This is a genomic window from Vreelandella sedimenti (assembly GCF_013416325.1).
GTDB classification, from domain to species: Bacteria; Pseudomonadota; Gammaproteobacteria; order Pseudomonadales; family Halomonadaceae; genus Vreelandella; species Vreelandella sedimenti.
Window position 1 is genome coordinate 64,341 of record NZ_JACCGK010000015.1, and the last position, 19,781, is coordinate 84,121.

The 19,781-nt window shown below is 55.6% G+C and carries 17 protein-coding genes; 8 read left to right on the top strand and 9 right to left on the bottom strand.

The window, feature by feature from the left end; genetic code table 11:
- The first annotated feature begins 180 nt into the window (after positions 1–180).
- Positions 181–1,101, top strand: a complete 921-nt coding sequence (locus HZU72_RS17000) for a ketopantoate reductase family protein (RefSeq protein ID WP_180094229.1) — start codon at positions 181–183, stop codon at positions 1,099–1,101.
- Positions 1,102–1,212: 111 nt separating this feature from the next.
- Here the strand turns inward: HZU72_RS17000 and HZU72_RS17005 are convergent, their stop codons facing one another.
- From HZU72_RS17005 to HZU72_RS17045, 9 genes are all read right to left on the bottom strand, one after another.
- Complete coding sequence (locus HZU72_RS17005) at positions 1,213–1,839, bottom strand: glutathione S-transferase family protein (protein ID WP_180094231.1); 627 nt, start codon at positions 1,837–1,839, stop codon at positions 1,213–1,215.
- Between the two features lie 228 nt (positions 1,840–2,067).
- Positions 2,068–2,985, bottom strand: a complete 918-nt coding sequence (mmsB, locus tag HZU72_RS17010) for a 3-hydroxyisobutyrate dehydrogenase (protein WP_286902465.1) — start codon at positions 2,983–2,985, stop codon at positions 2,068–2,070.
- 21 nt (positions 2,986–3,006) lie between these two features.
- The gene (locus HZU72_RS17015; protein ID WP_180094235.1) at positions 3,007–4,122 is read right to left on the bottom strand and encodes an enoyl-CoA hydratase/isomerase family protein; all 1,116 of its coding nucleotides are present in this window, start codon (positions 4,120–4,122) and stop codon (positions 3,007–3,009) included.
- A gap of 68 nt (positions 4,123–4,190) precedes the next feature.
- Positions 4,191–5,345, bottom strand: coding sequence for an acyl-CoA dehydrogenase family protein (locus HZU72_RS17020; RefSeq protein ID WP_180094237.1), 1,155 nt, complete (start codon positions 5,343–5,345; stop codon positions 4,191–4,193).
- A 184-nt stretch (positions 5,346–5,529) separates the two neighbouring features.
- On the bottom strand, positions 5,530–6,522 hold the full coding sequence (locus tag HZU72_RS17025) for a branched-chain amino acid ABC transporter permease (RefSeq protein WP_035566049.1): 993 nt from the start codon (positions 6,520–6,522) through the stop codon (positions 5,530–5,532).
- Positions 6,523–6,524: 2 nt separating this feature from the next.
- Positions 6,525–7,412 carry a branched-chain amino acid ABC transporter permease gene (locus HZU72_RS17030; protein ID WP_035578663.1) on the bottom strand — a complete coding sequence of 296 codons (888 nt, stop codon included), beginning with the start codon at positions 7,410–7,412 and terminating at the stop codon, positions 6,525–6,527.
- Positions 7,413–7,513: 101 nt separating this feature from the next.
- Positions 7,514–8,737: an ABC transporter substrate-binding protein gene (locus tag HZU72_RS17035; protein WP_180094239.1), complete on the bottom strand. Its 1,224-nt coding sequence runs from the start codon at positions 8,735–8,737 to the stop codon at positions 7,514–7,516.
- A gap of 148 nt (positions 8,738–8,885) precedes the next feature.
- Positions 8,886–9,629 (bottom strand): ABC transporter ATP-binding protein, encoded by a 744-nt coding sequence (locus HZU72_RS17040; protein WP_180094241.1) that lies wholly within the window; start codon positions 9,627–9,629, stop codon positions 8,886–8,888.
- Positions 9,626–10,432 carry an ABC transporter ATP-binding protein gene (locus HZU72_RS17045; protein WP_022523811.1) on the bottom strand — a complete coding sequence of 269 codons (807 nt, stop codon included), beginning with the start codon at positions 10,430–10,432 and terminating at the stop codon, positions 9,626–9,628. Before HZU72_RS17045 ends, HZU72_RS17040 begins: the two co-directional genes overlap by 4 nt.
- A 364-nt stretch (positions 10,433–10,796) precedes the next feature.
- Between HZU72_RS17045 and HZU72_RS17050 the strand changes: the two genes are divergently transcribed.
- The 7 genes from HZU72_RS17050 to HZU72_RS17080 all read left to right on the top strand — a co-directional run bounded on the left by HZU72_RS17050 (position 10,797) and on the right by HZU72_RS17080 (position 19,780).
- Positions 10,797–11,264, top strand: a complete 468-nt coding sequence (locus HZU72_RS17050; RefSeq protein ID WP_180094243.1) for a MerR family transcriptional regulator — start codon at positions 10,797–10,799, stop codon at positions 11,262–11,264.
- Between the two features lie 91 nt (positions 11,265–11,355).
- A complete protein-coding gene (locus tag HZU72_RS17055) occupies positions 11,356–12,525 on the top strand; it encodes an isovaleryl-CoA dehydrogenase (RefSeq protein WP_180094245.1) in 1,170 nt (389 codons plus the stop codon).
- 23 nt (positions 12,526–12,548) lie between these two features.
- On the top strand, positions 12,549–14,156 hold the full coding sequence (locus HZU72_RS17060; protein WP_180094247.1) for a carboxyl transferase domain-containing protein: 1,608 nt from the start codon (positions 12,549–12,551) through the stop codon (positions 14,154–14,156).
- 13 nt (positions 14,157–14,169) lie between these two features.
- Positions 14,170–14,994, top strand: coding sequence for an enoyl-CoA hydratase/isomerase family protein (locus tag HZU72_RS17065; protein ID WP_180094250.1), 825 nt, complete (start codon positions 14,170–14,172; stop codon positions 14,992–14,994).
- Positions 14,991–17,057: an acetyl/propionyl/methylcrotonyl-CoA carboxylase subunit alpha gene (locus HZU72_RS17070; RefSeq protein WP_180094251.1), complete on the top strand. Its 2,067-nt coding sequence runs from the start codon at positions 14,991–14,993 to the stop codon at positions 17,055–17,057. The genes HZU72_RS17065 and HZU72_RS17070 overlap by 4 nt, the downstream gene beginning before the upstream one ends.
- Before the next feature lie 9 nt (positions 17,058–17,066).
- Positions 17,067–17,972: a hydroxymethylglutaryl-CoA lyase gene (locus HZU72_RS17075; RefSeq protein WP_180094254.1), complete on the top strand. Its 906-nt coding sequence runs from the start codon at positions 17,067–17,069 to the stop codon at positions 17,970–17,972.
- An 86-nt stretch (positions 17,973–18,058) separates the two neighbouring features.
- Positions 18,059–19,780, top strand: a complete 1,722-nt coding sequence (locus HZU72_RS17080; protein ID WP_180094256.1) for an AMP-binding protein — start codon at positions 18,059–18,061, stop codon at positions 19,778–19,780.
- Position 19,781: the final 1 nt, after the last annotated feature.

Below are 19,781 nucleotides of genomic sequence, written 5' to 3' on the forward strand. Positions count from 1 at the left end.
AATAATCTGTGTTTATTTGCACCTATTCTGCAAGCAAATATTCAAAATCTTCTTAGCTTCAACGCTACCAGATAATGATTGCTGCCGTCACTGGAAATTAACCTCGTATACCGCCTTCATTTATGGGCAATCAACACGGTAAGCTTGGCGGCACTCCTGCTGCTGATGATATTTTTGATAATGACTAACCACTGGATACTCGGCCCGGGTGCCATTGGCCGCCTGCTGGCCCATTCGCTTTCCCCAATAGCGACTACCACGCTACTCGGTCGCCGTATGTTGCCTGCGAGACAGATGCTGACCACGCCAGAGGGCGCACATCGCGTGCTACCATTAAACTCGTTGACGACAGCTCAACTGGCATCAAACACGCCTGAGCCGCCCGCCTTTGTGCATATCACTACCAAGGCCATGGTGGCTGAGTCTGCGCTGGCTGGCATTACTGACTGTATTTCCCCTTCTACCCCGCTAGTGCTGTGGCAGAACGGTTTTTTGGCGCAGCCGCGTATTACTCAGGCGTGGCCGGGGCAGGTGTTGTGCGCGACAACAACCGAAGGGGCTTACCTAACCGGTGATGATGGCGTGGTGCATGCGGGGCGTGGGCATACCTTTGTGGGTGGTTTGCATAACCAGCACGGTGCGCTGGCGGAAGAACTGGCGCACACATTAACCCAAGCAGGGCTTGCCGCCACAAAGGTGGATGATATTCGCCAGCGCTTGTGGCAGAAGCTGGCGGTGAATGCGGCGATTAACCCATTGGTGGCATTGAATGGCGTGCGTAACGGCAAGTTGCGCGATGAAGCTTATTCAGGCCGCGTGGTGGAGGTTGTAAAGGAAGTCGCGGCGATTATGTTCGCCGAGGGCATTGCGCCGCCCAATGATGGCAACGGTGAAGGTGCGTGGTTGGCGCTGGTGTGGCAGGTGGTGGAGAACACGGCAAACAATAAGGCTTCGATGTTGCAGGACGTGGAGGCCAAACGCCCCACCGAGCGCGGAGCGATATTGGGGCCGTTGATTGATAGTGCCCAGCGCCATGGGTTGGCGTGCGAGGTATTGCAGGCGCTGGATAATGAGTTGGCGGAGGTTGAGGCGAGCTTTTAGGCATTACCTGGGGCAGCTTCGCTGGCCCTCCCGCGGGCGCCTCGTTTCTTGCTGCGCTCGCTACTCGTTACCACGCGCTACAAGTGCGCTGACCTCATTTAGATTCAAGCATCACGTAACAGGAATCACGACCACTTTTTGGTAGGCGGGGCGTTCAGCGATCTGTTGGTACCAGCGTTCTAAATGGGGCCGCGGCTGCCAGGTTAAGCCGATATGCCATAAGTTGTATATAAACGGTGCAACGGCAATATCGCCCAGGCCAAATTCATTGCCCGAGAAGAACGTTTGCTTGGCCAGCACGTTATCCATTAATTCAAATAGCTCTTCACACGCCTGCATACCCGCTTCAATGGCAGCATTATCGCGTTTTTCAGGTGGGGTTCTGACATAACCCATCAGGATCGTGCGGTGCCGTGGTGACAGGGTGCTGTTCGACCAATCCATCCACTTTTCTGCCTGCGCCCGTTCGGCGGGGGCTTCGATCCATAGCTTGCTTTGCCCGTACTGCGCGGCAAGGTAGCGAATAATCGTATTGGATTCCCACAGTACGCTGTTGGTGGCGTCATCTTTGAGTAGCGGCACTAGCCCGGTGGGGTTCATGGCCAGGTATTTTGGAGTGTTGTTTACCCCGTGCTCAAGCCCCGCTTGGATCTGCTCGAACGGCAGTTCCAGCTCTTCTAGCACCCAGCGCACTTTTTTGACGTTGGTGGAGTTGTTGCGGCCCCAAAGCGTGATCATGGCAGTCCTTGTATATGAGCAGTTTCTTTAAGTTTGCCCGCCCTTGAGGTCGGAGACAAGCTGTGGCTTTGGTGGGGTAGCTGGGGCGGCTTCGCCGCCCATTCGCGCGGGGCCGTCCATACGGGTGCCTCATGTTGCTCGTTCCTCGCAAAACTCGTTACCACGCGCTACTCCACCCCTGGCTCCTCACCATTCACGACTTACCCCTCACCATTTACTCCTCCCACCTCACGATTCACCCTCTTTATCCCGATAGAGCTGCATCAGGCTTGAGAAGTCGAGTTTACCGTTGCCTTTGGCTTTATGCAGGGTGAACAGTGAGCGTGCGGCGGAGCCCATGGGAACTGCGGAGGCACTTTGCTGACTGACATCCATGGCGAGGCCTAAGTCTTTGATCATCAGGTCTACTTGGAAGCCGCCCTGGTAGTTTTTGGAGGCCGGTGCGTTTTCCATAACGCCTGGGTAGGGGTTGTAAACATTTAGCGCCCAGTTACCGCCGGAGCTCTGCTTCATGATTTCCGAAAGCACCGCGGGATCCAGGCCGTTTTTGACGCCCATATTGATCGCTTCGCAGGTGCCTGCCATCAGGATAGAGAGCAGCATGTTGTTGCAGACTTTGGCCACCTGCCCTGCGCCATGATCACCGGCGTGGAAGATGTTTTTCCCCATCACCTCCAGCACCAGCTTGGCCTGTTCGAAATGGGCTTCTGAGCCACCGACGATAAACGTCAGCGTGCCCGCTTGAGCACCGCCTACCCCGCCGGAAACCGGCGCATCCACAAAGCCGATGCCTAGCGCCTCACCTTCAGCGGCAACACTACGGGCGGTGTCGGCATCAATGGTGGAGCAGTCAATCACCAGCGCGCTCTGCTTGATCACTTCGAACAGCGGTGCATTGCCCTCCACATAAAGCTCGCGCACGTGCTTGCCCGCGGGCAGCATGGAGATTACAAAATCCGCACCAGTGGCAGCCTCTAGGGCCGAAAATGCCACTTCGCAGCCGTTTGATTTGGCGGCCTCCAGTGCGTCTTCCGAAAGATCAAAGGCGCGCACGTCAAAGCCCGCTTTTGATAAGTTGGCGGCCATTGGACCACCCATATTGCCTAAGCCGATAAATGCAACAGTCGTCATCTTTATTGTCCTTATAAGCGTGTTTATAAATTTAAGCTAGCACAGATCCGACAAGGGGTTTTGCGGCCAGGGAGAGGCAAGCAGTTCGTCGATAAAGCTCTTTTCTACCGAGGCCACATCCGGGTATGTCCACGCTGGCTGGCCATCTTTATCGATCAGCAGTGCGCGAACGCCCTCAGGAAATTCGCGGTGGCGACAGCACTGCACAGATAGTGCCATTTCGGATTGGAACACCTCTGCCAGCGACATATGCTTGGCCCGCTTTAGCTGCTCATCAATCAACTTCACTGACACCGGGCTACCGTGAGCCAACGTTTTCTGCGCTTTGACAAACCACTTATTATCGCTTTTTACCGCCGTGATAGCCGCGACAACTTGCTCCACGCTATCGTGATCCATCAATTCACGAATCAGCGGTGAGTGCTGGTAAACGGGCGCTTCCAACTCGGTAAATATAGGCTGGGATGTTTGCTCAAGCTCACGCATGATGCGGTTAACCACACCATGGGCATCGGTATTCTCACCGGCTCCCCAGGATGCGTCGGTCAGTTGCTGCAGCATGGCATCGCGGTGGTGGCTGGCGATACAGCGGTCAGCCAAGCCAAGGTGTACGGCATCTGGCGCATTGATCTGGCAGCCGGTCATGGCTAAAAATCGCCCTGCGCCGTTAGGCAGGCGGTTTAAAAACCAGCTGGCGCCGACATCGGGGTAAAGCCCGATGGTGACTTCCGGCATGGCCAAACGCGATGTCTCGGTCACTATGCGGTGGCTACTGGCGCTTAACAGCCCCATGCCGCCGCCCATCACAATACCATTACCCCAACAGATCACCGGCTTGGGGTAAGTGTGCAAGAGAAAATCTAGCCGATACTCAGTCTCGAAAAAGCGCTCAGGGAAGCTCGGGTCGCCTTCGCCGGTAATCGTTTTATACAGATTCACCACATCACCACCGGCGCAAAAGGCTTTTTCGCCTGCGCTATCCAGCAGCACCGCCACCACCCGCTCATCATTGGCCCAGTCGCGAAGGCGCGGCAACATCTCTTCACACATCGCAAGCGTTAAGGCATTGAGCGAACGTTCCGCGTTGAGCTTGATCTCCGCGATGACGTGGCCGTCTTGAGTGGGGTGTTCGGTAAACAGTACGCTGCTCATTGACATTCCTTATCCGTCGCTATCGTATCCACCATTATTTTATTCATTGTTATCCTATCAACAGTTATCTACAGCTCGGTGGCGCCATCGGCCAGAACCCGGCGTGAGATGATCAAACGCATGATTTCGTTGGTGCCTTCAAGAATCCGGTGTACCCGGGTATCGCGCACGAAGCGCTCCATGGGGTACTCCTTGATATAGCCATTGCCGCCGTAAAGTTGAAGCGCTTCGTCACATACCTTGAAGCCTACATCGGTAGCAAAGCGTTTGGCCATGGCACAGTAGGTCGGTGCGTCGGCGTGGCCTGCGTCCAGCTTGGTAGCGGCCATGCGTACCAGTTGCCGAGCGGCGACTAACTCGGTGACCATATCGGCTAAGCGGAACTGCAGCGCCTGAAACTCGGCTAGGCGCTTACCGAACTGTTTGCGCTCAAGCATATACTCGCGGGCTTTGTTAATCGCCTGCTGGGCAGTGCCAACGGAACACGTGGCAATGTTGATCCGGCCACCATCCAAGCCCTTCATGGCAATTTTAAAACCGTCGCCTTCGTTACCAAGCAGATGATTGGCGGGCACCCGCACATCTTCAAAAGTGATCATGCGGGTGGGCTGGCTGTTCCAGCCCATCTTCTCTTCTTTGCGCCCGTAACTAATGCCATCGCTCTTGGCATCGACCGCAAACGCCGAGACGCCGCTGGCGCCCTCACCGCCGGTGCGCGCCATCACCACGAGAAAATCGGTGCTACCGGCACCGGAAATAAACATCTTGCTGCCGGTCAACACATAATGGTCGCCGTCGCGCTTGGCAGTGGTTTTCAGCGAGGCGGCGTCGGAGCCTGAGTTAGGCTCGGTTAAACAGTAAGACCCCAGCAGCTCGCCTGTGGCCAGCCTTGTGCCCCACTGCTCTACCGCTTCCGGCGTGCCGAAATCCGCCAGCATCCAGGTGACCATATTGTGAATGGTTAGGTAGGCCGTGGTAGAGGTGCAGCCCATGGAGAGCTGTTCGAAAATGATGCTGGCGTCCAGCCGCGAGAGCCCTAACCCACCCACGCTTTCTGGCGCGTAAAGAGAGCAAAAGCCAAGTTCGCCAGCTTTACGAATCACATCGACGGGAAAGAAGGAGGTTTGATCCCACTCGGCGGCATGGGGCTCTAGCTCGTTTTGGGCAAACGCCCGCGCCATATCGGCAAAGGCGACCTGATCTTCGTTGAGTTCAAAATTCATGGCGTATCTCCGCAAATGCGCATGCGCACTGCTGTTGTCGTTATAATTGACGTTTACGTTAACTTATCCATTTACCCGGCTACAAGCAACCTGCCAACGCTTGCGACCTTAGGCGTATGCCTTTAATAAAAAATCAAAAAAAAGGCGCCAAACGGCGCCAAACATCGGACAGAGAGGGAGGGTGCTACTTAAAGTTTTTGCGATACATCTTGTCCAGCTCACCGATTATTCCGCTACGGAAACTGAGTACACAGACCACAAAGATAATGCCGAGAATAACGCTAACCCAATTCCCCAGCGGCGACTGTGCCAGGATATGCTGCAAGCTGACCACAATACCCGCGCCCATTAACGGGCCCAGCAAAGTGCCCACACCACCCAGCAAGGTCATCAGAATTACCTCACCGGACATATGCCAGTGCGCATCGGTCAGCGAAGCCAGCTGGAAGACCACGGTTTTGGTCGAACCCGCCAAGCCCGCTAAACCTGCAGAGATGACGAACGCCACTAGCTTATAGGCATCGGTGTTGTACCCGAGCGATACCGCGCGGGGCTCGTTTTCACGAATCGCTTTTAGCACCTGACCAAACGGCGAGTGCACCGTGCGCTGAATCAGCGCGAAGCCGAAGATGAAAATCGCGAACACAAAGTAGTACATCGCCAGGTTGCTGCTCAGGCTAATAAACCCAAACAACTCGCCGCGGGGCACGCCGTGCAGGCCATCCTCGCCGCCGGTAAACGGCGCCTGCACAAACATGAAGTAGACAAGTTGGGCGATCGCTAAAGTCACCATGGCAAAATAGATGCCCTGACGCCTGATGGAGAGCACCCCAAACACCACTCCAAGCAGCGTGGCCAGAACAGTCCCGGCGATAATACCCAGCTCAGGCGTCAACCCTGGGTAGCTCGCCAACAGGTAGCCGGTTACGTAGCCGCCTGTTGCCAAGAATGCCGCATGGCCGAATGACAACAGACCAGCATAGCCAAGCAACAGGTTGAAAGCACAGGCAAACAGCGCAAAACAGAGCACTTTCATCAAGAACACGGGATAGGCCAAAAACGGCGCTATCAGCCCCACCACGATTAGCGCAAGATAGAACATATTGCGGCGAAACTTGGCCCGTTTTTGACGTTCCAGTACCGCGGATGGCGCCGCCATTGATTGAGATTCTGCCATGTTCATGCCTCCTTACCGAACAGCCCAACGGGGCGCAACATGAGCACGAGGATCATGACAAGAAAGATCACCGTATTAGAGGCTTCGGGGTAGTACACCTTGGTCAGCCCTTCGATGATGCCCATGGAAAGCCCGGTAATAATGGCACCTAAAATCGACCCCATCCCGCCGATGACCACTACCGCAAACACCACGATTAACAAACTCGACCCCATGGTCGGCGATACCGGATAGAGCGGCGCTGCCAACACGCCGGCAAACGCAGCCAAACCAACCCCAAACCCATAGGTGAGCGTAATCAGCAGCGGCACATTGACGCCAAACGCCTGCATCAACTGAGAGTTCTCAGTACCCGCGCGAAGGTAAGCACCCAACCGAGTACGCTCGATCATAAACCAGGTAAACAGGCACATCGCCAGCGCTGCTACCAGCACCCAGGCGCGATATGTCGGTAAGAACATAAAGCCCAGGTTCAAACCGCCCTGGAGGATTTCCGGTGTAGCGTAACGCGCCCCGGAAACACCGAAGAAGTTGACCAGCGTGCCCTCAAAAATGAGCGCTAAGCCGAAGGTGAGCAACAGCCCATAAAGGTGATCCAAATGGGCAATACGGCGCAGCAAAAAACGCTCCAGCAGCACCCCAAAAGCACCGACTACTAGCGGCACTAGCAGCAGCGCCAGCCAGTAATTAATACCCAAATAGCGAAAGCCTAACAGCGCGGCGAAGGCCCCCAGCATGTATTGCGCCCCATGGGCAAAGTTGACGATCTTCAACAGGCCGAAGATAACCGCCAGGCCCAGGCTAAGCAGTGCATAAAAGGCGCCATTCACAAGACCCAGCGTTAGCTGGCCCATGAAGACGGCCATTGGCACGCCGAATATCATCGTCATAATGCGACTCTCCTCGCCCTCAAACAGTTGGCGGCAACTTGCCGCCAACCGGTTCTACTCATCACTTACGATGGTTATCTGGTTCAAGCTCAGCCTGGAAATTAGTTTTGCACCAATTTGCACTGGCTCTCAGATAGCGGGCGGTAGGCTTCTTCGGCGGGAATGGTGCTGAGAATTTCGTAAAGATCCCACTCACCGGTGGACTCATCGGGTGTTTTCACCTGGGCCAGGTACATATCGTGGATCATGCGACCATCTTCACGGATGCTACCGTTGCGGGCAAAGAAGTCCTCAATAGGCATCTCGGCCATTTGCGCGCGTACGGTTTCAGGGTCATCGGTGCCCGCGGCTTCAACGGCTTTCAGGTAGTGCATGGTGCTGGAGTAGATACCCGCTTGAACCATGGTGGGCATGCGGCCTACTTCATCGAAATAGCGTTGTGCCCATTCACGGGACTGCTCATCCATATCCCAGTACCAGCCAGTAGTTAGCAGCAGGTTCTGAGTGGCTTCCAGGCCTAGGGCGTGAACGTCATTCAAGAAAATCAACAGGCCCGCTAGCTGCTGCCCAGATTGAGTCAAGCCAAACTGGCTGGCCGTAGTGATCGCATTAACGGTATCGGCACCGGCGTTGGCCAAGCCAATAATTTTCGCTCCGGAGCCCTGAGCCTGAAGAATGTATGAAGAGAAGTCGTTAGTCGGGAATGGATGACGAACGCCGCCCACAATTTCACCGCCGCTCTCTTCCACTACTTTGGTTACGTCGGCTTCAAGTGCATGACCGAAGGCGTAGTCTGCGGTCAGCATAAACCAGCTATCGCCGCCCTGCTCTACGACGGCTTTGGCGGTACCGTTAGCGAGCGGATAGGTGTCGTACACCCAGTGGATGTGGTTAGGAGTACAGTGTTCATTGGTAATGCTAGAAGCCGCCGAGCCGGATACGATACCCAGGCCATTGTTCTCTTCCAGCACTTTGGTCACCGCAATGGACACAGAAGACGCTACCAAACCGCCCACCATATCGACATTATCCTGATCGATCCAACCACGCACGGTATTAGCACCGACGTCAGCGCTATTGCGATCATCTGCACTGGAAATAACGATGGACGCGCCATTTACACTGCCGCCAAAATCTGCCACCGCCATCTCCATGGCGGTTAGGCCGCCTGGGCCTGCGAGGTCGCGATAAGTGCCGGACATATCGGCCAGGTAACCAATGCGGACTTCACCATCGCTCATATCAGCCTGGGCGGTAGACATAGCGAGGCTTGAAGCGGCCGCAATGGCAATGCTGGCAGCCAGCGTTTTTTTCATAAAGGTCATGTTCGTCTCCTGGCCCGGAGGCCTTTGTTGTTGTGTAGTCTTTGAGTTGTCGTGAAAGTGCGTACTGCAAATTACTGATTAATATTGTTGTTTTGAGAGCAGCGAAACTGTTGGCGTAATGAACATTTAAGTGTCTATAAACCGTGTGTTATACCCCTAGCATTGAGTTGAGGTGCTCCCGACGCGATGGCAGCTGCGCGGCGCTGATTTCTTCGACAATCTGACCGTGATCCATCACGAAGTGGCGATCCGCAAGCGGCGCCGCAAAGCGAAAGTTCTGCTCCACAAGCACAATAGTCATCCCACGCCCTTTAAGCTGAACCAACACTTCGGCAAGTTTCTGTACAATGACGGGAGCAAGCCCTTCGGTAATTTCATCGAGCAACAACATGCGCGCACCCGTGCGCAAGATACGCGCCATGGCTAACATCTGCTGCTCCCCCCCGGAAAGCCGCGTCCCCTGGCTTCTACGCCGCTCATAAAGGTTCGGAAACATGGCGTAGATTTCATCCAGGCTCATACCGCCAGAACGCACAGTGGGTGGAAGCAATAGGTTTTCGTGCACATCTAAACTGGCAAAAATACCGCGCTCTTCCGGGCAGTACCCCACCCCTAAACGCGGAATATGGTGCGGCTTCATATACAGCGTTTCATTGCCGTTAATCACGATAGAGCCCGTTCGGCGTCCCACCATGTTCATAATCGATTTAAGCGTGGTGCTACGTCCCGCGCCATTGCGCCCCAGCAGCGTCACTAACTCGCCACGCTTCACATCAAAATTGACGCCATGCAGGATGTGCGACTCGCCATAAAAGGCGTGCAGATCTTGCACGCGCAACATTTCCAGGCTTTGCGTGTTTTCAATAGGCACTTCGGCCTCAGCGATGTTCATACGGCAGCTCCTTCTTTTTCAGAACCATCCTCTTCCGCGGCATCGCTACCCATATAGGCTTCGCGTACCAATGGGTTCCGGGAGACAGCATCGTAATCGCCCTCGGCCAAAACAGCGCCTCGCGCCAACACGGTGATGCGATCACACAGGCGGCTAACAACGCTTAAGTTATGCTCCACCATTAATACAGTGCGCCCTTGGGACACCCGCTTAATCAGCGCCACGATGCGGTCAACATCTTCTGCGCCCATGCCCTGAGTAGGTTCATCAAGCAGCATCATGGTGGGGTCGAGGGCAAGCGTAGTGGCCAGCTCAAGCGCTCGTTTACGCCCGTAGGGCATCTCTACCGTTAGCGTATCGGCATATTCTCGCAGCCCCACTTCTTCCAGTAGTTCAAGCGCACGCTCATTAAGGTGATCCAGGGATTTCTCAGATTTCCAAAAGTGAAACGAGGTACCCAGTTTGCGCTGCAGGGCCACTCGCACATTCTCCAACGCGGTCATGTGGGCGAAGACCGCAGAGATCTGAAACGAGCGCACTAACCCTAATTGAGCGATTTCGTTGGACTTTTTGCTGGTTATCGAGTTGCCGCGATACAAAATATCGCCTCGGGTAGGCGGCAGAAATTTGGTTAATAAGTTAAATACGGTGGTTTTACCAGCACCATTGGGTCCAATCAGTGCGTGAATATGCCCTTCCTGTACCTGAAGATTGACATCGTCCACGGCGGTGAAGCCGCGAAACTCTTTGGTCAGCCCTCGAGTTTCGAGGACAGGTCCCTGAAGGACATCGTTTGCACTCATAGAGTGGCAAGCCTCTTATTGTTGTTGTGCTAAATCTTTACCGGCATGGCAGAAACGGCTGCTACTGCCTTACCTGAACGTAAGGTGTATATGCAAACTAGCAACTGTCGCTATAGCAATACAATTACAACTTTGGTCTATCGACGATACTATCCTGAATTAATAACTGCTTGCGATATATAAATATCAGTGACTTACCTAATTTCAACGCTTTTCAACTGCTAGCAACAATAGCTTTACGTTAACGTAAACTTGTTTTAGCCTCAGTGGCAGTGTTCCATAGGAGTCATATCTTGGGACTAATTTTTAGGAACTGTCCTTAAGAACTGTCCTTAAGAAACATGCCTTTTGAGAGAACGTCACCATGAGCAAAACTTACTCGATCAGTGAACTAGCCAACGAGTTTGATTTAACCACCCGTAGCATTCGTTTTTATGAAGATCAGGAGTTGCTTCACCCTTCTCGGCGTGGGCAAACCAGGGTTTACAGCAGCAAAGACCGTGTGCGGCTGAAACTCACCATTCGCGGCAAGCGACTGGGGTTTTCATTGGCAGAGATTCGTGAGCTGTTCGAGCTTTGGGACGAAACCCGCAGCGGCAGCAAAAAGCAGCTGCACCTAATGCTTAGCAAAATAGGCGAGCGCCGTGCGGCGCTGGATCAACAAATGAAAGACATCACCATGGTGCAGCTAGAGCTTGAAAGCGCTGAGATCCGCTGCCGCCAAGCGCTCGAAGAACTACTCGAAAAAGAGCCTCAAGAAAAGCAGCACGAAGAGGAGCATGCGAGTGCGACCGATAAAACCTCTGCCTCCTCTTCCGCCACCATGCACTGACTCGTCGCGCGACATAACACCAGCTCGATTAGCCGAGACAGCTAACCAGCCCAAATAGCAAACACAAATAATCAGCAACAGGTGATTGACCATGTTTTCACACTACTCAGAACTCAATTTTGGCCTCGAAGACGAACTGAACATGTTACGCGAGCAGGTCAACGCCTTTGCTGCCAGCGAGATTGCCCCCCGTGCGGCCGAAATCGACCGCAACAACGAGTTCCCTAACGATCTGTGGAAGAAGTTTGGCGATATGGGGCTATTAGGGATTACCGTCTCGGAAGAGGATGGAGGCAGCGGCATGGGCTATCTTGCCCACTGTATTGCCATGGAAGAGATCTCACGGGCCAGCGCATCGGTAGCGCTCTCTTACGGCGCCCACTCAAACCTGTGTGTTAACCAGATCAAGATCAACGCCTCCCCCGAGCAGAAAGCCAAGTACCTTCCCAAACTGATCAGCGGCGACCACGTGGGCGCTTTGGCCATGTCGGAACCCGGCGCAGGCTCTGATGTGGTCTCGATGCAGCTGCGTGCCAAGCAGAATGGCGACCACTACATCCTTAACGGCAATAAAATGTGGATCACTAACGGTCCGGATGCAGACGTACTGGTGGTGTACGCCAAAACCGACCCCGGAGCGGGTTCCAAAGGCATTACCGCCTTTATTATCGAAAAAGGCATGCCCGGTTTCTCCACCGCCCAGAAGCTCGACAAGCTGGGCATGCGCGGTTCCAACACTTGTGAGCTGGTGTTCCAGGATTGCGCCGTTCCCGCTGAAAACATTCTCGGTGACGAAGGAAAAGGCGTACGCGTACTGATGAGCGGGCTGGATTACGAGCGTACCGTACTGGCCGCTGGCCCGATTGGCATTATGCAGGCTGCCATGGATGTGGTGATGCCCTATATCCACGAGCGTAAGCAGTTCAACCAGTCGATTGGTGAGTTCCAACTGGTGCAGGGCAAAGTGGCGGATATGTACACGACTCTGAACGCCTGTCGCGCCTACCTTTATGCCGTAGCAGGTGCCTGTGATCGTGGCCAAACATCCCGTAAAGACGCGGCGGGCGTCATTCTCTACTGCGCGGAAAAAGCCACTCAGGTAGCGCTGGATTCCATTCAACTGCTCGGCGGCAACGGCTATATCAACGAATACCCCACCGGGCGACTGCTACGCGATGCCAAGCTATATGAGATCGGCGCGGGCACCAGCGAAATTCGCCGGATGTTGATTGGTCGCGAACTGTTTACTGAAAGCCTTTAACAACAAATCAGCAAGGTCGCGCCATGAGCACTGTTAATAGCCAAGTCAATCCGCGTAGCGATGTGTTTCAAGCCAACGAAGCCTCAATGCTCGGTGAAGTGAACAAACTGCGGGAACTGACCGCTGCCATCGCTCAAGGTGGCGGTGCCAAAGCCCGCGAGCGTCACGAAAGCCGGGGCAAGCTGTTTGTCCGCGACCGCATCGATCACTTGATCGATGAAGGCTCACCGTTTTTAGAGTTTTCCGCCCTGGCGGCGCACAACATATACGATAGCGAGATTCCCGCCGCTGGCGTGGTCACCGGCATTGGCCGTGTTTCCGGCGTTGAGTGCGTGATTGTAGCGAACGACGCCACGGTGAAAGGTGGCACCTACTTTCCCCTCACGGTGAAAAAGCATATTCGCGCCCAGGAGATTGCCCGCAAGCATCGCCTGCCGTGCATCTATCTGGTCGATTCCGGCGGCGCCTTCCTGCCCCGCCAGGACGAAGTATTCCCTGATCGCGACCATTTCGGGCGCATCTTTTACAACCAGGCGACCATGTCGGCGGAAGGCATCCCCCAAATCGCCGTGGTGATGGGTTCCTGCACCGCGGGTGGCGCTTACGTGCCTGCCATGGCAGACGAGTCGATCATCGTTAAAGAGCAGGGCACAATTTTCCTGGGTGGCCCGCCCTTGGTGAAAGCCGCCACCGGTGAAAGCATCAGCGCTGAAGACCTGGGCGGTGCAGATGTTCACGCCAAGGTCAGCGGCGTCGCCGACCACTACGCGGAAAACGATGCCCATGCGTTGCAGCTTGCCCGCGCCTGCGTATCGCGGCTGAACTGGCAAAAGCGTGGCAAGCTCGCTATGCAGGCGCCCAAACCACCCAAACTCGATCCTTCCGAGCTGTATGGCATTGTCGGCACCGACCTTAAAAAGCCCTACGACGTGCGGGAAGTGATTGGCCGCATCGTCGATGACTCCGACTTTGATGAGTTCAAGCGCTACTACGGCGAAACCCTGGTCACCGGCTTTGCCCATATTCACGGCTACCCGGTGGGTATTGTGGCCAACAACGGCGTGCTGTTTTCTGAAAGCGCAGTAAAAGGCGCGCACTTTATTGAGCTATGCGCCCAGCGCAAGATTCCGCTGATCTTCCTGCAGAACATCACCGGCTTTATGGTTGGTTCCAAGTACGAGCACGAAGGCATCGCCAAGCACGGCGCCAAGCTGGTGACTGCCGTAGCCTGCGCCAAAGTGCCCAAATACACCGTCCTGATTGGCGGCAGCTTCGGCGCCGGTAACTACGGTATGTGTGGCCGCGCTTACGACCCCAACCTGCTGTTTATGTGGCCCAACGCACGCATTTCCGTCATGGGCGGAGAGCAGGCGGCGGGCGTACTGGCTCAGGTTAAGCGCGAGCAGCACGAACGCGAAGGCCGCGAGTGGAGCAAAGCGGACGAAGAAGCCTTTAAGCAACCCACCCGCGACCAGTACGAGCATCAGGGCCACCCCTACTACGCCAGCGCCCGCTTGTGGGACGACGGCGTGATCGATCCGCTGCAAACCCGCGATGTGTTGGGGCTTTCTTTAGCTGCCGCTATGAACGCAGAAATTGAAGAGACGCGCTTCGGCGTGTTCCGGATGTAAGGGGTCAATCACCATGGCTTACTCAACGCTGAATATAGAAGAGGGCGTGGCGCGCCTGACCTTAAAACGCCCCGAGGTGCATAACGCTTTTGACGACAGCCTGATCGCTGAGCTAAACGCGCACCTTGACCAGTTGCATACGTTGGCTGAAGCAGGCGATGTGCGAGCGGTAGTGCTGGGTTCAGAAGGCAAAAGCTTCTCCGCGGGTGCCGATCTGAACTGGATGAAGCGAATGGTCAATTACGACCTGGAAGATAATCTCGCTGACTCTCGCAAGCTCGCCGCGCTAATGCACGGCCTGGATACGCTGCCCTGCCCTACAGTCTGCCGTGTGCAAGGCGCCGCCTTTGGCGGTGCGGTGGGCTTGGCCGCCTGCTGCGATGTGGTGATCGCCTCGGGTAAAGCCAAATTCTGCCTTTCGGAAGTCAAAATTGGCCTATCGCCCGCGGTCATCAGCCCTTACGTGCAGCGAGCCCTGGGCGAGCGACAAATGCGCCGCTATGCGTTAACCGCAGAAGTCATGGACGCCGAAATAGCGCTCGCGCTGGGTTTAGTCCATATGGTGGTGGAGCACGATAAGCTAGACGACGAAGTGGACACCATGCTGACAACCCTATTAGCCGGCTCGCCCCAAGCCCAGCGTGCCACCAAAGCGCTAATGGCCACGGTTGCTCAAGCGCCTGGCAGTGACGCCACCCGCGAGCATACCTGCCAGGTGATCGCCAAACTGCGGGTAAGCCACGAGGGCCAGGAGGGTTTATCCAGCTTTTTTGAGAAGCGCCGCCCGGATTGGGTCGAATTTGATAACACACCTAACGCTTCGGAGCGTCGCTCATGAAAAAACACGAAAAAGCCGCTCGCACGACGCCGTTTGACACCCTGCTGGTCGCCAACCGCGGTGAAATCGCCTGCCGGGTGATGCGCACTGCCCGGCGTATGGGCCTGAAAACCGTCGCGGTTTACTCTGATGCCGATGCCAGCGCACGCCACGTACGTGAAGCCGACGAGGCCGTACGCCTGGGACCTGCCGCCGCCCGTGAGAGCTATCTCAATATCGATGCGGTGATCGAAGCTGCCAAGCGTACCGGCACTGGCGCTATTCACCCCGGCTACGGCTTTCTTTCTGAAAACGGTACCTTCGTCAAAGCACTTGAAGAAGCGGGCATTACCTTTGTCGGCCCGCCTGCCTCGGCGATTGCCGCCATGGGCGATAAATCCGCCGCCAAAGCACGGATGGCTAATGCGGGCGTGCCGCTGGTGCCGGGCTACCATGGTGATGATCAGGACGATGCTCTGCTGCGCAGCGAAGCCGACAAAATTGGCTACCCGGTGATGCTCAAAGCCAGCGCCGGTGGCGGTGGTAAAGGCATGCGCGTGGTCGAATCAGGTGATAGTTTTCAAGCCGCATTAGATGGCTGCCGCCGTGAATCCAAAGCCGCTTTTAGTGATGACCGGATGCTGATCGAGAAGTATCTGGTGCAGCCCCGCCATGTGGAAGTGCAGGTATTCTGTGACCGCCACGGCAACGGCGTTTACCTGTTCGAGCGGGACTGCAGCGTTCAGCGCCGCCATCAAAAAGTCATCGAAGAGGCCCCCGCCCCCGGCATGACGGCAGAGCTACGTAGCGCTATGGGTGATGCCGCCGTACGCGCCGCCCAGGAGATCGGCTACGTGGGCGCAGGAACAGTCGAGTTTTTGCTAGACGGTTCACCAGGGCAGGATGGCGCTTTTTATTTTATGGAGATGAACACCCGTCTTCAGGTCGAGCACCCGGTGACCGAAATGATCACCGGCCAGGATCTGGTCGAGTGGCAGTTGCGCGTCGCTATGGGCGAACCGCTGCCTTGCACCCAGGATGAGCTGACGATTTCCGGCCATAGCTTTGAAGCGCGTATCTACGCCGAAGACCCGGATCAGGATTTCCTACCCGCTACCGGCTTGCTCACTCGCTTTGCGCTGGATTTAGAAGGCGCTGGACTGAGCGATGATCAGGTGCGTTTAGATAGCGGTGTAGAGAGCGGTGACGAGGTGTCGATGCACTACGACCCCATGCTCGCCAAGCTAATCGTTCATGGTGCCGACCGCGATGCAGCGCTGGCCACGCTTAACCGCGCCTTAGCGGCATTGGACGTACAAGGCGTAGTGACTAACCGTGCTTTCTTAATGCGCCTGGCAACGCATCCTGGTTTTAAGAACGTTGAGCTGGACACACGCTTTATCGAGCGCAATGAAGCGACGCTGTTTGCGCCGCGCACTTACAGCACAGAAGCCTACGCCAGCGCGGCGCTGATTGGCCTGAATCAACTTGCTCAAGAGTGCGAAAGCGACTCGCCCTGGGATCGCCACGACGGTTTCCGTCTGAATGCGCCGCACACCATTCGTATCGCCTTATGTGATCCAGCAAGTGCACAAGCACCGGATAGCGATGAAGCGGTGGTGATCGTCGAGGGGAAACGCAGCGCGGGCGAGTCACTGTGGAATCTTACCATTGGTGACGAAACGCTTACCGCTAGTTTGCAACCGCTCACCGGTGATGCGGTCGCCGTGACCTTGAACGGCCATCGCCGCCGCCTGCAGGCGCGCCGCGACGGGCATGTGGTCGTGATGGCCGACCCCAGCGGCGAAACCCGCCTGTTCTGGCGGCGCATTGATGCCATCGACCACGGTCACCACGAGGCGGAGTCTACGCTGACGGCGCCCATGAATGGCACGGTGGTTGCGCTTCTGGTAGAGCCTGGCATTGTCGTCGAGAAAGGCATGCCGCTGATGGTCATGGAAGCGATGAAAATGGAGCACACCATGACCGCCCCCGCCGATGGTAGCGTGGAGACATTCCACTTCCAGGCCGGGGACACCGTAAGCCAAGGTGCCATACTGCTCGACTTTGCGGCCAACGAATAGGAGTCACTGATGCCATTGCCTACCTCTGTAAAGCTGTTTGAAATGTCGCCCCGTGACGGCCTGCAAAATGAGCCCGGGGCCATAGTGCCCACCGCGACTAAAATCGCTCTGATCGAGCGGCTTGCTAAAGCGGGTATCACGCATATCGAAGCCGCCAGCTTTGTATCACCCAAATGGGTGCCGCAAATGGGCGATGCCGTTGAGGTCATGGCCGGCATCAAACGCCAGCCAGGCGTGGTTTACTCCGCGCTAACGCCCAATCTAAAAGGGCTCGAAAACGCACTAACCGTGGGTGTTGAGGAGGTCGCGGTATTTGGTGCGGCGTCAGAAGCGTTCTCGCAAAAGAACATTAATTGCTCCATTGCCGAGTCGCTGGTGCGCTTTGAGCCCGTACTAGAGCGCGCCCGAGAGGCGGGCGTGCGAGTGCGTGGCTACGTTTCCTGCGTATTGGGCTGCCCCTACGAAGGCGAAATAGCCCCCGCCAAAGTGGCTGAAGTGGCCCAGGCGCTTTATGAGATGGGCTGCTACGAGGTGTCCCTGGGCGACACCATTGGCGTCGGCACGCCGCTGGCTGCTAAACGCATGATTGAGACGACGCGCCAACAGGTGCCCATTGAGTTTCTGGCCGCTCACTTCCACGACACCTACGGCATGGCGCTGGCCAATCTTTATGCCGTCCTAGAAGAAGGCGTTAGCGTTATTGATGCCGCTACTGCGGGACTTGGCGGCTGCCCCTATGCCAAGGGCGCTTCCGGCAATGTGGCCACCGAAGACGTACTCTACCTGCTTGAAGGGTTGGGGATTGAAACGGGCATCGACCTACAGACCGTGATCGAAACCGGCTACTGGATCACCAACGAGCTAGGTCGCAAGCCCAGTTCCAAGGTAGCCCTGGCAAAAGGCTCTAGCCGTTGAAATGAGACGTGAATAATAAAAATTAAAAGCAGCGAGTTATCCACTGCCTTCCCGTTCGGACAAGAAAAACATCGGAGAGATACACCATGGCATCACCTGCTCTTACCCAACCCAGCTACTCCAGCAGCATGGCTGACAAGCCGCTTCTTGGCATGACGATCGGCGATAAATTTGACCAAATCGCGACGCAATATGCTGATAATGACGCACTGATTGTACTGCATCAGAACATTCACTGGAGCTATCGCCAGCTTCAGGAAGAGGTCAATCGCTGCGCCCGCGCTCTGCTCTCTATCGGCGTCAATAAAGGCGACCGGGTGGCCATTTGGGCACCCAACTGCAGCGAATGGACGTTAACACAGTTTGCCACCGCCAAAATTGGCGCCATTCTGGTCAACATCAATCCCTCTTACCGCACCCATGAATTGGAATACGCGCTAAACCAATCTGGAGCGCGTTTTCTGGTCACCGCCAACAGCTTTAAGAGCTCTGACTATAGCGCCATGCTGTATGAGCTAGCACCCGAACTTAGCGCTTGCACTGAAGGCCAACTCAAGTCACATAAGCTGCCTGACCTTGAGTGCATTATTAATTTAAGCAGCGAAAAGCTGAGCGGCATGTGGCGCTGGTCAGACCTGATGGTAGCAGCCAAAAAGGTTAGCCAAACCGATGTTGACGACCTGCAGGCAACGCTGCAGTTTGATGATGCGATCAATATTCAGTACACCTCGGGCACCACGGGCTTCCCTAAAGGTGCGACACTCTCTCACCACAATATTCTCAACAACGGCTTCTTCGTGGCGGAGAGCATGGGCTTTACCAGCGAAGACCGCCTGGTGATTCCGGTGCCGCTTTATCACTGCTTTGGCATGGTGATGGGCAATCTGGGCTGCATGACCCACGGCGCCACGATGATTTATCCGGATGAGGGCTTCGACCCTGGCAAAGTACTTAAAGCGGTTCACGAGCAGAAAGCCACCGCGCTGTATGGCGTACCGACCATGTTTATCGCCGAGCTTGATCACCCCGACTTCCCTGGTACCGACCTCTCATCCCTACGCACTGGCATCATGGCGGGCTCGATCTGCCCTGCGGAAATCATGAAGCAGGTAATCAACAAGATGAATATGAAGGGCGTGCAGATAGCCTACGGAATGACCGAAACCAGCCCGGTGTCCACTCAGACCGGCGCCAATGACAGCATCGAGAAGCGCGTTTCCACCGTGGGTCGCACCCAGCCACACCTGGAAAATAAAATCGTCGACCCCGGTAACGGCGGTATTTTGCCACGTGGTGAAATTGGTGAGCTGTGTACCCGCGGCTATAGCGTGATGCTCAAATACTGGAATAACGATAAAGCCACCGCGGAGGCGATTGACGAAGCGGGATGGATGCACACCGGCGACCTGGCCACCATGGATGAAGAGGGCTACATCCAGATCGTGGGGCGTATTAAAGATATGGTCATTCGCGGCGGCGAGAATGTTTATCCCAAAGAGATCGAGGAGTTTCTCTACGCCCACCCGGCGATCTCAGAAGTACAGGTCACCGGCGTGCCCGACAAGAAGTATGGTGAAGAGCTGATTGCCTGGGTGAAACTCAACAGCACAGCGGGTGATGTCACGGGTGAAGAGCTTCGCGAGTACTGCAAAGGCAAAATCACTCACTTCAAAATCCCCCGCTACTTCAAGTTCGTTGACGAGTTCCCAATGACCGTCACCGGAAAGATTCAGAAATTCAAGATGCGCGAAATTTCTATCCAGGAGCTAGGTTTAGATCAAGAATCAGGTTTGGATCAAGAGTCGTAAG